We start from the raw sequence: 16137 nt of genomic DNA, 5'->3' as shown, positions 1-16137 counted from the left end.
GAGTCCGTTATAAATTTATAATATTTCGAAATATTGTATTAGCTGTTTCAGCCATTACTTTTTGTTTGTCTGCGATTCCAGAAAAATCACCAGTACCTTTTGCAATAAAATCTTTATGAACCGACTGCCAAACATTCAACATTTCTAAAGTTGGTTCCAAATGAGTTTGAAAAGCAAAAATTTTGTTTTTGTAGGCAAACATTTGATTCGCGTAATATTCGCTAGCAAGTAAATGTTCCGCGCCAACAGGAATATCAAAGATATCTTCATGCAGATGAAAGGCCATAATGGATTCTTTATCTATGCCTTTAAAAATAGGATGTTCCTGTTTCAAAATTTGGAGATCGGAAAATCCAGTTTCTGGACCTTTCGTTCCAGGACGAACATTAGCACCTAATGCCTTAGCAATGATTTGTGAACCCAAACAAATTCCTATTAGTTTTTTGTTAGGTAATGCCGCAACATTATTCACAATATCATAATATGGTTTAAAAAACTCTTGTTCATTAGGATCTGCGACTGACTGAGGGCCACCTAACATTACAATCAAGTCAAAATTTAAATGAATTTCTGGCATAAGATGGATTCTTCTATCGTATGCGTTTTGATAACTGATTCTATATCCAGCATCACGAAGTAAGGGTTCTAAAATCCCTGGTCCTTCACAATCTATAAATCGTATGAATACTGCTCTCATAATGATTCCATTCCAAATTGGTGTCGAAAGAAATTAAACTTTGCATCTCTTCGAATTAAGTCTACCGATACTTGTTCCGAAATCGCACCGAGAAAATTATAATACAATCGCATTGGTTTTGTTACAAATAACATCGTTTCGGGAGTGCCCGTAATCAAACTCCCCTCTTTCACTCGAAATGGTGGTTTCATAAACACAATAGGAACTTGAATTTTTCTGTTTTTGACTTCGATCGCCATTCTTTCTTTTGCTAATTGATAGACTTCACCAAACGGACGATCGTCGGAAATATCTGGAACAACTTGGTAAGGATCCACAATCATGTACAATGCTTTCGAAGGAAACTGACTTTCGATTTCAGCATGCAGGAGATTGAGTGTGGGTATTTCTTTCCAACAAGGAACACAGTCTGGTGAGTAAACATTGAGGGCGATTTCCTCTTTTTCGAGTTTTGAAAAAGAAATTTCGGCACCACTTGCGGTAAGCCCGACCCAATTCTCCTCACCAAAATAGGTGGATTTCGCTGGGGCGCAACTAATGAGACATAAACTAACAATTGAGATGAGGGAGGTTTTCATAAAGCCCATATATTGGACGATCCATCCCCATGGTTTGGACTGGGAGAAGGTCTGTAAAGCCCGTTTTCGAACTTTCCCTTGACATCTGACCCCCACCCCTCAGTCTGGTCTAACATTCCACTCACTTCCTCCGGGGAATCAAAAAACATGAGCCAATCGCATAAAGAAGACTTCGATATCGTATCCTTAATAGAACTTTGCCGGGAAAAAAAATACGAAACTTGCGTGGCCGGTTTCAGCACCATCGATAAAATTGAAAAGGTCACTCTCCCTAAAAAATTAAAGAACCGTAAATTAACAGTTCAAGCATTATATGCACTCACAAATGACATGGTGCAATGGAAATATCTTTCCTCCGAAGAAAAAGCCCTTCTCCAAGCAGAAAAAGACAAACTGGCTGGTGTTACTTCCACTGCTGGAACCTCTTTTGCGCCACACGCTGAGGAAGATATCGAAGAAGATTTCATTCCAGAAGAAGAAGCACGCAAACCAGAACTTGAAGATGGTTTTGAAGACGAATTTGGTGATGATTCAGATGATGAAGACGAAGATGACGACGATGATGATTTCGACGACGACTCTGATGACGATGATGATGCAGACGAGGATGATGAGGACTAAGAGGTTACTCCCATTCCTCTAACTCCCCTCTTTCAAAACAAACTTCTCTATAATTTTCAAACACCCGACAATTCTTATCTACATTCGAGAGTCTCCCCTGAAAAGGAGGCTTCGAGATTTCTTTCAAACGTTCGCGATGATTCCATTCCAGTTGTTCTCGGCATTGGGGCTTTGCATATTGTTAGGTCTTACTTAGAATCCTCCAATCGTCACCAAACTATTGTTTTTTGGGAACCGATCCAGGCGATTTATGAGTTAGAAGAATTCCAAACAGAAATACAAATTTTAAAAGAACAATCGATATCCAAGGAATTCAGTTTCTTTTTTGTAACGGGGCCCACCCCGAATTGGTTGGATTTAAAGGAAAAAATCAAAAATCTCCCAAATGCCTCAGGCTCTTCTTCCCAATCGAAATGGAGTTTGTACACAACTCCTAGTTATGAAAGAATATTTCCAGAACTCATTCGAAACTGCCAAAACCATTTCCAATCACAATTATCTTCGAGCGGGGTAAACCAAAACACCATCCAACATTTTCAGAAAGTTTGGACTCATAACTATTTAAAAAATAGGATGAACTTAGCCAGTTCAAAAACTAACATTGAATGGTTCCAATCATTCCAAAAAAGCAAAACTTCCGTTCTATTCATCGGTGCCAGTCCAGGTTTAGAATTGGATCTCATAAAGATCAAAGAGGAACGTAAACATTTTCTAATTTTTGCAAGTGATACCTCAGTTGGATATCTATTACCCAATGGAATTATCCCCGATTATATTGTTTCCTTTGATTCTGGTCGGGGAACCACATATCATTTTTTAGTGGATCTTCCAAAAGACATCCCCATCATCACTTGGTTAGGTGGATCGGCACATATTTTTGAACTCCCGAATCCAAAAATTTTGGTAAATACCGGACATCCTCTAGATCAAATAGTAGAACACCTACTAATGAAAACCAGTGGAAAGGAGTGGCCCCACTATTCTAATCCTAGTTTGAATTTATTTGGAATGGTTCTAGCTATTACTGATAAAATGGAACAAAGAGATTTTTTTGTGAGTGGGGTTAGTTACCTTGCAGAACGTGGGAAGTCTCATTGCAAAGGGACTGGGTACGAAAGATATTATTTACCAGAAACGAATAGGAAAAAGAGTTTAGAACTTACCACCAAACGTTTGTATTCTGGTGAGAGAAAGGGAAAAAATCAAACAGCCTGGAACCAAATCAATCCACAAGGATCTCCATCAAACATTCAATTTCTTTCTGAAATCAAAGAAAAACCTTTCTCCTTTACGAAAGGAAGGGAACATTCTCTCCAATCATTTCAGGGATTTCCCCCATCGTTAGCGGAATTGGCAAAGTGGGCTGACCAAGACCATTCCGGCATCATCCATAGGAAAACTCTTAACACTTGGTTGCGGTTTTCACTAAGTTAAGCACCGAATAGAACTGGTATTTCTTGTAAATTCCACTCAGCACGTTCTTTGTTTGCGGGAATTCGATCAAAAGATTTTGATTTTTTCGATTTTCCCTTAGGTCTTTTTTCGAGATCTTCTAAAATTTTTTCCAACCTCTCTTGCATAAGTAAATGCAAATTCATTTGGTCTAACATATCCATAGTGATTTCCTCCACTGTTGTAATCACTATACAATTACCCTGGGACAAAATAGAAATTGATGGGAAAAAAATATCTATTGCGTCCAAAAGAATTTAAAATATAAGAGTGTTACGGGAAAAAGCGTTTGTGAATTTTCAAGATATTATCTCTCAATTAGAAACCGCAAAAGAATCTAGAATTAACTTTTACTTTGTTACAGAAGAACAAAATCAGGAGATATACGCATTACTTGTCCATGTAATGGGGTATATGGACAAACTTTATTTAGTAGAAGTCATCTTTACTGTCCTAAAAGAACTTCTGATGAATGCCAATAAAGCAAACGCAAAACGTGATTATTTTACCCGTGAAAATTTAGACATCCAAAATGCCGGTGATTATGCTAAGGGAATGTCCCGATTCCAAGAAAACATCATCATGAAATGGAACGAACAATTGGAGCGGTTAGACGGCGGAAATTACTACATTAGTCTACTCATGAAAGTGGAAGGAAAGTCTATCCACTTCGCTGTTGAAAACAACGCACCCATCACGAAAGAAGAACTAGCAAGAATTAATCGAAGGATCGAAGTCGCAAAAAATTATAATGACCTGTCTGATGCTTTTACCGATGTTTCAGACAGTACGGAGTCCGCCGGTTTAGGGTTAGTACTCATCCAACTACTTTTAAAAAACTCAGGAATTGGTTCTGAAAAATTCAAAATCTTCACAAATGACAAAATAACACGCGCTACACTGTCTGTACCAGAAGTCACTACACCAGTAGAAATCCAAACAGATTTAAAAACAAAACTTCTCAACGAAATTGATGGCCTTCCGCCACTGCCGCATTCACTTACGAAAATCATTCAGCTCTGTAACAATCCAGATTCTGATTTACATATGATTTCTCAAGAAATCGAAAAGAACCCTGCTCTTTCTGCTGACCTATTAAAACTATCCAACTCTGCTTTTTTTGCCAACAGAAGCCAAGTAAGCTCTATCTTACAAGCGGTCAAAGTTGTCGGACTAAAAAACCTAAGAAACCTACTCTATGTTTCTGGAGTTCGTAAAATTATGGATGGTCAGTATGGTAAGATGATGGATGTTTGGGATCATTCCAGTCGTTGCAGTTATTATGCAAGGTACTTGGCAACTGAAAACAACCATACAAATAAAATCGCCGATATCATTGCCGTCAGTGCCTTGTTACACGATATAGGGAAATTCCTTTTACTTTCCGTGGATCGAGGTTTCTTTAAAAAATTAGAAACCTATCAAAGAGGGGTTGATTCTGGAAACTCAACCCTTTTAGAAGAGATGGCAATTGGACTAAGCCACCCGCAACTAGGAGCTTTACTTGCCGAAAAATGGGAATTTCCAATGGATCTACGTGTTGCCATTGAGTACCATCACAAACCATTTTTAGCACCACCGGAACTTCGTGATCTTGTAGAAGTCATCTATATGGCAAATATGATGGCAGATTATCATGAACAGAAAAAAGGTTTCTATGCGATTGACAAAATCCTACTCGCAAAATTTAATTTAGATAATATCGATGTGTTCTCTGCTGCAGTGAATAAAATCGAACTTTTATTTAAAAAATCGAATGAGTGAAGTGATACGTTTTGATTCTGTTTCTTTTGTAAGAACAGACAAAAAGATTTTAGACAATGTTAATTTTTCACTGAACCAAGGTGATTCTCTTGCCATCATCGGTAGGAACGGAGCTGGTAAAACAACGCTCATCAATCTACTCTTTGGTTATTCATGGCCCACTACTGGCTCGATTTCCGCCTTTGGTGAAACTTATGGCGAGACACCGATGGCTCCTTTACAAAATCGCATTGGGATGGTGCAACCTGGTCACCAAGAATCTTTATTACAAAGACTTTCCACATTTGAAATGGTACTCACTGGTGTGATAGGAACTCTAGGACTTTACAAAGACCCAACAGAACTACAAGAAAAAACCGCAGAATCCTTGTTAAACTCAATAGGTTTAAGTCATAAAAGAAACCAAATTTATTCTACACTCTCTTCTGGGGAAAAAATGAAGGTATTACTTCTACGTGCCTTTGGTTTGGGGAAGGAAATCTTAGTACTCGATGAACCCACGGCCACCTTGGACATCACGGCAAGAACTGATTTTGGAAAATCTCTATTCCAGTTGAAAAACAACAATCCCAAACTCACAAGAATTCTCATCACCCACAGAATCGAAGAAATCCCCGAAGACTTTTCAAAGGTGTTATTACTCAAAGAAGGAAATGTGATTAGTTTTGGGAATAAAAACGAAGTGTTAACAGACCAGAATCTATCACAACTTTATGATCTAGATTTGCAAGTAAGCGAAAAAAAAGGACAGTATTCTGTTACTGTCCTTTCCTAAAAGAGTTCCCCCAGTATAAGTATCTCAAACCTTTCGTTAAGAACCGTTTGAATTTCTCTTACCTTTCCCTCGATTACAAACTGCATCCAGACTTTGGATACAGTTTAGAATATTCCTTTGTCGATTAGTTAGAATACATCGACTTTTCGATAAAGTTGGAGGCATTACAACCTGCCGTTCCCACATCAGAAATAGTTTTGTCTTGTGCAATACAGAAGATTTTCCACCAACGATTAGAATGGTTTGGCGCGATGGAATAATTTCTCACTTCACCGACACTTCCTTTAAAGATCCGAACATTGGCACCAGAGATTCCCATAAGAGCTTCACCAGACCAATTGTAAATACTGTAATAACGGTTTGGTTGGCTCCAAACAGAACCTTGGAGTGTGATGGTTTCTGGACCATATCCTGTTGTGATATCATAGTCCAAACTTCCGTTACCAGCACCAAGAGGAGTTTTGTTATTCCAAACGATTCTGTTATTGGCAGAATTTCCATATTGTAAATGGGAATCCAAGTCACGAGGTTTCGCACCCCAAGAAAGAACCACTCGCATCTCGTTATCAGGAAGGATTGGTGTCACTAAGATGTTTTGATTAGGAGGTGTTTCCGAACCCGCAGAGACTACCGTCCTGTAAGTTGTGGAATAGTTCTCAGATACAGAGGTACAATCTCCACGTTTTCCAGACCCAGATACTTCTAAAGTATAATTACCTGGTGGCACGGAAGGAATCACATAAGATCCATCTGTGGATGTTTTGACAGAAGCAATGGTCGCACCACTGGCATCAATCGCATAAGCACCCGATTTGACGTTCACACCTGGACGGATACGAGCTGTTAGGTTACAAACTCCCGTGTTATACAAGGCAGACAAAGCACGTCCCGAAATCGAACCGCTAGTTTGACTTCCTGGAACAAAGGTAATGATATCAAAGTTTGTGGTCACATCTGCTTGGATGTCCACAATCCCTTCCACTGATGCATAACCTGCCGATACAAATCGAATTTTCCAACGACCTGCATTGATGTTAAAAATCGTGTATTGGCTGGCATTAGAGAAGATAGTGGCTCCCGTTGCAATCGAAGCAGGTTGCACCCCTGCCGATGGGCGAAGTGTTCCACCATTCGGATCCACAATCTCTAGAGAATAAGTTCCAAGGAAAGAGAAACCACCTGGAGTTCTAACAGAACCAGATAAATGACCACGACCATCATTGGTAATGATAGGAGTATTGACAACGACGGTTCCCCCACCAGTTCCCACTTCTACAGGGAAGTAAGTGGTGATTCCATTTTTTTCCACGCGGAGTTGGTAAGAACCTGGAGAAAGAAATGGGAAACTATAACTTCCATTTGATTGTGAAGAAACAGATCCCACTACTTGGTCGGAACCAGATGTTCTAGCAGAGGAAACAGAACAATTCGGAGAATCAAATCCACCAGAACAGTCCCGACGAACATCCGCAGTAAAGTTACCACCCACCAGACGTCCAAGGGTTACCGTAGCTCCGCTGACGTTTTGCGTGGAAACAGCATCAGTCACAATGCCGGTTACAGTAGCCCTTGGGCTATGTAATACAGTTCCGTTCACATTGAATACGGCTGGAGTAGAAGCATATTGGTTTGTTGCCACTGTAGAGGTATCTACACCCAAACTCGTGGAAGATAAATAACTGGACTGATAAGAAGGAGCCACTCGGTCCACAACTACCAGTTGGTAAGAACTTTGGCGGAAATTGTATTCGTTTCCATTGATGACATCAATGGATGCATTGCTATCATTCGCTCTGGCAATATTAGGTGATTGTGCGAGAGTTGTTGCCGCACCAGTACCCAATTGGTAGAGTGCATAAGCCACACGACCAGTTTCATCATTGGTAAATGGAACAGGAAGGATGGCAGGCAGAGTTACAACATAAGAACTACCACCAAAACTAAACTGTCCTGCAGAAGTGGTTGTAATGTGAGCCAATGCAGATCCATCTAAAGAAGTATTTCCAAGTAAAACGACAAAGAGTCCTGATTGGTTTGTATGGACTGAATTTGCTGTCGGAGCTGTGTCACGAACAGAAATAGATCCAAGGATTTGGGAACGAGTAGCAATAGAAGTGAGCGAAATCGTTCCTGCATTGTAGTTGTTTCCGTTCAAACTCACTTGGAGTGGATTAGAAGAACAAGGAGAAGCATTAGACCCACAATAGTTTTCAAACCCAGGAGCAGAGATATAATAAGCCCAAAGACCACTAGCTCCGAGAAAGGATACTTCTTTAGTAGTTGGATTTACTTCATAGAGTTTGTTTCCGTAAGTTTGGTACGCCCATGGGCCAGATCCTTGTACGGTCACCAAACAAGCAGCAGTTGGATTGACAGCACAAGAACAAATAGAACCCGTTGGATTTAAAGAACAGTTTGTTCCTGCGACTGCACTCAGAGCTTCCGCAATCCAAAGTTTAATCGCACTACCGAGGGTCGGATCATCTTTCAAATAAACAAGTCTAGACGGTGCTTGGTTTGCCGATGGTCTTACGTTGATCACAGTACCTGCCACATGATTTCCACTCGCATCTTTCACAAATCCAGTAACAAGAGAAGGTTTTGCAATGATGTAAATCGGATCCGTAAGGGCAACATTCTTGGTTCCACCAGTGGGAGAAGCCGTAAACAAAAAGGATCGAGATACTGTGTAAAAGACAGGGTTGGATACTTCTAGGTAGTAAACACCGTTGGTCAGATAACTTCCTTCGATGGCAAAACTTCCATTCCCAGTGATTTGAACTGATTGTAAAACGGCACCTTGTTCGTTCTTAAGTTTGATTGTGAACACGGTGGTAGAATCAGAAGGAACTGCACCGTTCAGTATATTTCCCGTTAGATGAAGGTCACTTTCTGTTGCTGCCATCCAAGGAAGACTTGTTTCTCCCAAATCAACTTGTGCTACAGTATTAGGATTGGTTCCTGGAAAGGTATAGTGAATGAATTCAGTAGTATTGGCAAAGGGTTGGCCTGATACTTCGACGGAATCACCAGAGTAAACTACCGTATAATTTCCGTTAGGGAGAGGATTGATATTAATTACATAAGATCCATTGGAACCAGTGACCCCTGTACCAACTGTATTTCCATTGGAATCAATGATGGAAACAGTGATCCCTGCAATTGGACCTGCAGGAACCGTAACCCCGCCACCCGAGAATCCAGGACTAGTCACGACACCAACAAACTGAGCCGGACCTTGTCCATAATACAAACGTTCGGCGAGAAGGTTTCCGACATTCACCAAAGTGTAAGGGTTTTGTGTAGGATCAAAAACAAAAGAAAAATCTTGGTAAGTATAATTGAGTCCATACCCGGTATTGATGAGTACTCGATAGTTATTGTTAGGAAGGTCAGTTAAGTCGAATTGGAATTTACCATTGGATTCTGCATAGGTCGACGCAACAAGTGTGTTCGTCTCTCCATTGGCAACCTCGATTTTAACAGCGATTAAAGTAAGATCAACACAAGCGGGAGCTGCCGGAGCACCAGGATTTCCACAAACAACGTTGGCAGGAACACCGGCTACAACAGGAACAATGGTTCCAATCACGCGAGCAGGACCATGCGTTGGTACTTCTTGTTCGGAATTGTTACCTGGAACTTCATCTGGATCTGTTTCACCAACAGAATCACCAGGAGTAGGAAGGGGAACCCCATTCGAATCGGGAGGAGTAGCCAAACCATCTCGTGCATCGGAGACCGCACCACCAGTTCCCAATAAGAACCAAAACGGCATGGATTTCTTTTTGCGGGAACAACCCACAACTGCTAATGATAGGAGAACGAGAACTGTAACGATTCCTCGAACACGCATTGACTTACCCTCTGATTAAAATTCGCTTTGTGGAAAAACCACTGACTTTTCAATAGACTTCGGGAAATTCCTAAAAACTACCGAAGTGTACAATTTGTAGTCTGTTTTCGTACACAAATCAAACCTTTTTTAGGGGTATCGGCAAAAAAATAACAAAAGTTACGCAACTTAAGGGAAAAATCACCCTTGGAAAGGAATTTCGATTGCCCTTTGCCCCCAACCTTAGTACTTACTCATAGCGGATGTGGGAGAATGGGCTGACAGCAGAACAATGGAAACTCCTCATGATTCCCTTTACTTACGGATTTGTGGGTTGGGTAACGAATTGGCTTGCCCTGAAAATGACCTTCTACCCCCTTCAGTTCGTCGGAATCCCTCCCTATTTGGGCTGGCAAGGTATCATCCCTAGAAAAGCTCATAAAATGGCCAGTAAATCCGTAGATGTGATCACGGAACGCCTTCTGAATATCAAAGAAGTTTTTTTAAAAGTAGATCCCAAAAAAGCAGAGTCGGTATTTTTACCCGTTTTGGAACCTAGCATTCGCTATACGATCATAGAATTTTCCAATAGTTTGGATCCTAAACTTTGGGAGATGATTCCTGAATTTGTCCGAGAAGAAATCTATCATAAAGTCAAAAGGGAAAGCGGAGTCACAATCCGAAAGGTCATTAGAAAACTCCAAAAAGACATCGATACTCTTTTTGATGTAAAGGCCTTAGTTTTAAAAAAATTATCCGGAAAGAATGTTGGTCTTGTTGTTGAACTTTTCCAAGAAGTCGGGGCACCAGAATTTCGATTCATTGAACGTTCTGGTTTTTATTTTGGATTTCTTTTGGGTCTTGTCCAAATGATTTTTATGATTTATTTTCCTTTGGCTTGGACTCTACCCATCCAAGGAGTGATTGTAGGCTACCTCACAAACTATCTAGCACTTGAGATGATCTTTCGTCCCCTACTTCCTAAAAAATTTTTAGGAATATTTACTTACCAAGGATTGTTTTTAAAAAGACAAACGGAAGTTTCTAGACTTTATGCAAAGTTAGTGAGTGAAAAAATCCTAACACCTGAAAATATTTTATCGGAACTCATCTTTGGAAAGGCTTCCAAAGATATCATCGATATCATTCGCAAAGAAGTGATCCATCACGTGGATACAGTTACGTTTCTAGCGAAACCAGCACTTTATGCGACGGGAAAAATAGAAGAGTTTGAATCTGCAAAAGAAAGGATCGCTCGCGCTATGGCCGACAATGCTGTAGAAAAGTCCTTTCACTTAGAAGAATATTTGGGTACGGCTTTAGAAATAGAATCAATGATGGGAGACCGAATGGCGGCTCTTCCTCCCAAGGAATTTGAGTCGATCTTAAGATCAGCCTTCCAAGAAGATGAATTGTTATTAATTTTAGTAGGAGCTGCACTCGGTGCAGTTGTGGGTTGGTTTCAAATGGTATTTCTCGTATGACAAAAACAATTCTCATCACCGGAGGGAGTGGTGTTCTTGGAAAAGAACTATTAAAAGAACTAATTGAAGATTATAAAATGATTGCGATCGGAAAAAATTATGTAAATTTTCCTGATTCAATTCGGTTTCATAAGAACTTTAAATTTTACGAAAGAGATCTTTCACAAATCAATCATCCCGAAGAGTTTTTAATTCCAGAGTCCATTGATTTAATCCTTCATCTTGCTGCCGTTGTTTCAGGTGCAAAAGTAACAGAAGAAGTTTACCACCAGGTCAATGTTAACTCCACGAAACTACTTGTGGAATTTGCAAAAAAAAATAACATTCCTCATTTTGGATTTGTGAGTTCTGTTTCTGTTTATGGATCCAAAGAAATTCAGTTGAATCTTAATAGCGAAAGAATGGGAAAAACCATTTATGCAAAAACCAAGGCGCTTGCCGAGAACTATGTGATCAATGCGGAGAGACCTTATTCTATATTTCGGATGGCAAGTATCTATGGGAAGGGGACCAAAAGTTTTATTTCAAAACTGAGGTCCCTCTCGAATCAAAGAGTGTATCCCTACATTTCCTCTACACGGGAAAAGTCTGTTTTACATATAGCCGATGCCATAAACGCATTAGTTACCTGGGCCAAACAAACATTAGCTGGCAAACCACCAAAGCCAATTTATGTTTTTTCCCACCCTGAATTTGTGACCGTAAACCAAGTGATTCGAACCTTCCAAGAACTGGGAATTGCCAAAAAAATTCTCTTCCCCGTTCCCGTAGGTGGTTTCTGGGCAAAAATCGTAGAACTGATCTTCCAATTTTTGGCTTTGGTCAGAAGAAAACCCTTTCATGGATCTCCTCTCCAACCCTTATTAGAATCTGTGGCGATTTATGATTCTAAGTCTTGGGAAAATTTGGGAATTTTTCCAGAACGAGATTTACGAAAAGGACTCACTGACTATCAATAATCAAGGTACTGAGGGCCGATATTCTAAGTATGAAAAAGCGACTTAGCCTACTTATTTTATTATGTCTTACTCTTTCTCATTTGAATGCAGCAACTTGGATCGAAGATTCACTTGGTTTCGCATTTGAATATCCAAGAGGTTGGGCTAAGTCCGTTTTAAGGCATCCCGATACAGTTCGTGTCCAATTTTCCAAAACCAATCGAGAAGCCATTCTCCAAATCGATGTCGCTCGTCGTACAAAAGAATATGACATTGACCGGTTCATTGAAGAAACGGTAGATACATTCCTAACAAAATATCCTGATTTAAAACTTGTTCGTGAAAAAATGTTAGAGAACGAAGTGGCGGGATTTGATGAATCCGTCTTTGTTGTGTTACACTATACTGAACATAAACAACTTGTTTCCAATCGATTTTTATTTCATAGAAAAGGTGGCTTGTATTACGTAATCCAAGCAAAAACGCCAAGAGCCTATTTTGCAAAGTATTCCAAAGATTTGGATTTGGTGATGAAAAGTTTCCGGAGAGAAACTCGCACGAAAAACAGATGGCGTAACGACAGTTTATCGTATCTAGATCCAGTAAAAGACGAAAGGATCATCCAATACATTTCAATTACCATAAGACCTATTGATTCCTATCCGCATGAACAAGGTGCCAGAAATAAAGAAGATGATGGTTGGTTGTTTTCCGTGGAAGGGAACAAAAAACCAAATCCAGGGGAATGGGACAACAGACCAAAACCTCAAAATGACAACGGTTACACTTCGGCTGATGTCAAACCAGACACCCCTACCTCTGATGAACCTGTGGTCATCCCCGACAGTTCGGGATTATAAAATCTCTCCAACAATCTTTTCGTAAAAACAATCCTGTTTTTCTACAGACTTTCCCCTGGATTCCCCGGGGGCATTCTTCCTCGAATTGAACTCAATTTATCTTGACGGGATTGATCATCTTTATTTATCGTATATTTGCGATAAACGATGGCTCAAAATAAAAAAACAGAATTCCCGAAAACCGCCCAAAGGATTTCCTCTTTTACCAAACTTCTCTCCCATCCTGCAAGGTTGGCCATCTTAGAAGTTCTGGCTAAACGACAATCCTGTATTTGTGGCGAGATTGTAGAGATTTTACCTCTGGCCCAATCAACGGTTTCCCAACATTTAAAAGAACTGAAAGAAGGGGGACTTGTCAAAGGTGATGTAGAAGGAACCTCTTCTTGTTATTGCATCCATTGGGAAAACTTCTCTAAAGCCTTTGACGAGTTTTCAAAATACATCGAATTCATAACAACATTCAAAAATAACAAGGACGTAAACTGTTGTGAGTGATCCAAAAAATATTTTAATCCTTTGTACGGGAAATAGTTGCCGAAGCCAAATTGCAGAAGGTTGGATGCGTTTCTATGCAAAAGAAAAAGCAAATGTGTACAGCGCAGGAATCGAAACTCACGGCGTGAATCCCAAGGCCATCGCGACGATGAAAGAAGCCGGGATTGATATTTCCAACCACACTTCCAATCACATAGGTGAATACAAAGACATCGAGTTTGATTTCCTAATCACCGTTTGTGATCACGCCAAAGAAAACTGCCCGTATTTTCCATCCAATGCAAAACGTTTCCATCATAACTTTTCTGATCCTTCTAAAAAGATAGGTTCAGAAGAAGAGATCAAAACTGCCTTTACAAACACGAGAGAAGAAATACGGGAATATAGTGAAACCTTTGTAAAGAATGAATTATAGGAGAATATAAAATGAAAACACAAACTTGGAAGGATTTTAAAACCAATTTGGATTTATATCCAGAACTTCAATTGGAATTTGAATATGGAAAAAACCAAACTATATTTCCGAACTATCATATCACCGAATTCAAACTAGCAAACATCCAATCTGTGGATTGTGGTGGAAAATCGGATTCTTGGTTTGATATTATTTTACAAGTGTTAGAACCAAAAACAAAAGAAAATACAAAGTTTATGACACTTGGAAAAGTAAACTCTATTCTTAAAAAAGTATCAACTTCAATGTTGATTCCTGATGATGCCAGATTAAGAATTGAATTTGGAAACGATAACATCGCAATGCGACAGTATTTTGTATCCGAGATGCAACCTAAGAATCATGCTTTTCGAATCCAATTAGCAGATGGGAAAACAGAATGTAAGGCAAACGAAAGTTGCGGTCTACTAAAAGATTTAGTTTCTTTTCCCAAACTGGAAAAACAAAACTCATCTTGTTGTTCATCTAAAAAAACAGCAACGGAAAAGGAAGAAGAACCAGCAGGATGTTGTTAGAGGAGTTTCGCTCCTCTTATTTATCCGTTTTTTCGAATCCTTTTGTTTTCATACATACGGTCGTCTGCGATAGAAACTAAGGTCTCTGGCTCAGCTCCATCTTCTGGATAAAAAGAAACTCCCAAACTGGTTTTGATCTCTAATTTGGCGGTATCAAATTGAATTTCTCCTTCAGCCATTTTAGCCAAATTGCCAACATGAGCAAGGGTAGATTCCTTTGATTCACGGTGGATCATAATGAGTCCAAACTCGTCACCACCGAGTCTAGCAAAAATATCCTGGTGTTGCAACAAATGAGAAAACCGACTGGCAAACCGAGATAAAAAATAATCTCCAGCCGCATGTCCATAAGTATCGTTAATTTTTTTTAATCCGTCCAAATCAAAGACGGCAATGGTCAGACGAGAAGAATCATTTTGGATCCGAAGTAGTCCCCTTCTTAAGTAATCATAGAAAGCCGAACGATTGTAAACTCCCGTAAGAGAATCATGACTTGCTAAATAAATCATAGATTGGAGGTTTTTTTCTTTTTCTGCCCAACGATATGCATTATGTAAAATGGCAGCCATTGTCCCAGACAACATATTTAGCACATAAATTTCGTTAGACGAATAAAAATCAACTTCCGTGCTATGTACTTTTAATACACCTAGAACGTCGGAATCAAAGTATAAAGGTAATACAATCATAGACCGAAGGCCGACACGACGACATGCTTCTCGATTGACTCGGTCATCAACTTCGGAATCCAAACAATATAAAGTTTCTTTGGACTGAAGGCTTAGTCCTGAAAAACTTCCTTTCATTGGAATTCTTAACCCAATCTGTTTTTCTCCCGTCCCACTGGCCGCACGGTAAACTAAATCATCACCTTCTACAAGTTCAAAAACAGCTCCATCACTGTTAGTGATTTCTTTAGCCCGAAGAGTGATGAGTTCCAAAAGCTGCGGAACGTCCGGTTTTGCTTTTGTTAATTCTGTTTGTAGCTTTAGTATTTTTTCTAATGTTGAATCAGAGAAGTTTTCCATAGTCACGCTTGGAAATATATTGTAAAACTCCTCTGATTTGATCTAGCTTAATTTTTTGATACCTTCAGCAATACAGTAATTTGCTATCGCAAGTAGGATATGAAAAATATCAACATTCAAGATAGATCCGGTTGAGCCCTTAGTACCAATCACAAGACCTGCAACAATAAACAATATAGAACCAATGATACCCATCACTGCTGCATTTGATTTTCTAGGAAAACGTACGAGTGAACTTATCAGAATGATAAACATTGCGATTCCACCAACAACTGTCGAATAAATACCCAATGGATACAAATAAGAAAAGGTTAAGTAGAGGAGGAATGCGACTGCTATGAATAGAAAAAATGTTTTTTCCGATAACGATCGAAACGTAAAATGAAAAAATGCCAATCCTAAAAGAGGAACACCCACACATCCAGAAAGTCCTACAAAAAAACGATAGATTGTATCTAAGGTATTGATGCCAAGAAAGTGAATCGAACCAAGACCTGCAGAGATACCGATAATGGCAAATCCATACAAGGCCGAACGAGAGGGAATGGATGACTTCCCGACGAACCGATAAGCCATCGCCAGGGAAACTAAGGAAAGGACTAAGTCCGAAAGAAAAGTTGATAAAACCATGGCAGGCATTA

The 16137-nt window shown here is 39.6% G+C and carries 16 protein-coding genes; 10 read left to right on the top strand and 6 right to left on the bottom strand.

Features of this window, described 5'->3' with window-relative positions; translation table 11 throughout:
- Positions 1 to 7: 7 nt before the first annotated feature.
- A complete protein-coding gene (locus CH361_RS17755) occupies positions 8 to 697 on the bottom strand; it encodes a type 1 glutamine amidotransferase (RefSeq protein ID WP_100792161.1) in 690 nt (229 codons plus the stop codon).
- Positions 694 to 1275 carry a hypothetical protein gene (locus tag CH361_RS17750; RefSeq protein ID WP_244279950.1) on the bottom strand — a complete coding sequence of 194 codons (582 nt, stop codon included), beginning with the start codon at positions 1273 to 1275 and terminating at the stop codon, positions 694 to 696. The genes CH361_RS17755 and CH361_RS17750 overlap by 4 nt, the downstream gene beginning before the upstream one ends.
- A gap of 147 nt (positions 1276 to 1422) precedes the next feature.
- Here CH361_RS17750 and CH361_RS17745 point away from each other — a divergent pair, with 147 nt between their 5' ends.
- Together CH361_RS17745 and CH361_RS17740 are read left to right on the top strand one after the other, a co-directional pair.
- Positions 1423 to 1896: a DNA primase gene (locus CH361_RS17745; RefSeq protein WP_100792159.1), complete on the top strand. Its 474-nt coding sequence runs from the start codon at positions 1423 to 1425 to the stop codon at positions 1894 to 1896.
- Between the two features lie 171 nt (positions 1897 to 2067).
- Positions 2068 to 3330, top strand: coding sequence for a 6-hydroxymethylpterin diphosphokinase MptE-like protein (locus CH361_RS17740; RefSeq protein WP_100792158.1), 1263 nt, complete (start codon positions 2068 to 2070; stop codon positions 3328 to 3330).
- On the opposite strand, the gene CH361_RS17735 is transcribed toward CH361_RS17740, so the two are convergent.
- Positions 3327 to 3539, bottom strand: coding sequence for a hypothetical protein (locus tag CH361_RS17735; protein ID WP_244279949.1), 213 nt, complete (start codon positions 3537 to 3539; stop codon positions 3327 to 3329). The genes CH361_RS17740 and CH361_RS17735 overlap by 4 nt on opposite strands.
- Before the next feature lie 100 nt (positions 3540 to 3639).
- Between CH361_RS17735 and CH361_RS17730 the strand changes: the two genes are divergently transcribed.
- Positions 3640 to 5112, top strand: a complete 1473-nt coding sequence (locus CH361_RS17730; protein WP_100792156.1) for an HDOD domain-containing protein — start codon at positions 3640 to 3642, stop codon at positions 5110 to 5112.
- Entirely contained in the window at positions 5105 to 5887 is a 783-nt protein-coding gene (locus CH361_RS17725) for an ABC transporter ATP-binding protein (protein ID WP_100792155.1), read from the top strand. Before CH361_RS17730 ends, CH361_RS17725 begins: the two co-directional genes overlap by 8 nt.
- Before the next feature lie 124 nt (positions 5888 to 6011).
- On the opposite strand, the gene CH361_RS17720 is transcribed toward CH361_RS17725, so the two are convergent.
- Entirely contained in the window at positions 6012 to 9743 is a 3732-nt protein-coding gene (locus tag CH361_RS17720) for a Cna protein B-type domain protein (protein WP_100792154.1), read from the bottom strand.
- A gap of 284 nt (positions 9744 to 10027) precedes the next feature.
- Here CH361_RS17720 and CH361_RS17715 point away from each other — a divergent pair, with 284 nt between their 5' ends.
- From CH361_RS17715 to CH361_RS17690, 6 genes are all read left to right on the top strand, one after another.
- On the top strand, positions 10028 to 11206 hold the full coding sequence (locus tag CH361_RS17715) for a DUF445 domain-containing protein (protein WP_100792153.1): 1179 nt from the start codon (positions 10028 to 10030) through the stop codon (positions 11204 to 11206).
- Positions 11203 to 12165, top strand: a complete 963-nt coding sequence (locus tag CH361_RS17710; RefSeq protein ID WP_100792189.1) for an NAD-dependent epimerase/dehydratase family protein — start codon at positions 11203 to 11205, stop codon at positions 12163 to 12165. The genes CH361_RS17715 and CH361_RS17710 overlap by 4 nt, the downstream gene beginning before the upstream one ends.
- A 29-nt stretch (positions 12166 to 12194) precedes the next feature.
- The gene (locus tag CH361_RS17705) at positions 12195 to 13004 is read left to right on the top strand and encodes a hypothetical protein (protein ID WP_100792152.1); all 810 of its coding nucleotides are present in this window, start codon (positions 12195 to 12197) and stop codon (positions 13002 to 13004) included.
- Between the two features lie 147 nt (positions 13005 to 13151).
- The gene (locus CH361_RS17700; RefSeq protein WP_100792151.1) at positions 13152 to 13499 is read left to right on the top strand and encodes an ArsR/SmtB family transcription factor; all 348 of its coding nucleotides are present in this window, start codon (positions 13152 to 13154) and stop codon (positions 13497 to 13499) included.
- Complete coding sequence (locus tag CH361_RS17695) at positions 13492 to 13914, top strand: arsenate reductase ArsC (RefSeq protein ID WP_100792150.1); 423 nt, start codon at positions 13492 to 13494, stop codon at positions 13912 to 13914. The genes CH361_RS17700 and CH361_RS17695 overlap by 8 nt, the downstream gene beginning before the upstream one ends.
- An 11-nt stretch (positions 13915 to 13925) precedes the next feature.
- The gene (locus CH361_RS17690) at positions 13926 to 14468 is read left to right on the top strand and encodes a DUF6428 family protein (protein ID WP_100792149.1); all 543 of its coding nucleotides are present in this window, start codon (positions 13926 to 13928) and stop codon (positions 14466 to 14468) included.
- 20 nt (positions 14469 to 14488) lie between these two features.
- Here CH361_RS17690 and CH361_RS17685 read toward each other — a convergent pair whose 3' ends face one another.
- Both CH361_RS17685 and CH361_RS17680 read right to left on the bottom strand, forming a co-directional pair.
- Entirely contained in the window at positions 14489 to 15496 is a 1008-nt protein-coding gene (locus tag CH361_RS17685) for a sensor domain-containing diguanylate cyclase (protein ID WP_100792148.1), read from the bottom strand.
- Positions 15497 to 15538: 42 nt separating this feature from the next.
- Positions 15539 to 16126, bottom strand: coding sequence for a DUF6962 family protein (locus tag CH361_RS17680; RefSeq protein ID WP_100792188.1), 588 nt, complete (start codon positions 16124 to 16126; stop codon positions 15539 to 15541).
- Positions 16127 to 16137: the final 11 nt, after the last annotated feature.

This window comes from Leptospira brenneri, assembly GCF_002812125.1.
Classification (GTDB): Bacteria; Spirochaetota; Leptospiria; order Leptospirales; family Leptospiraceae; genus Leptospira_A; species Leptospira_A brenneri.
The sequence above is the reverse complement of the archived record's forward strand: the minus strand, read 5'-3'. Positions and strand labels throughout refer to the sequence as shown.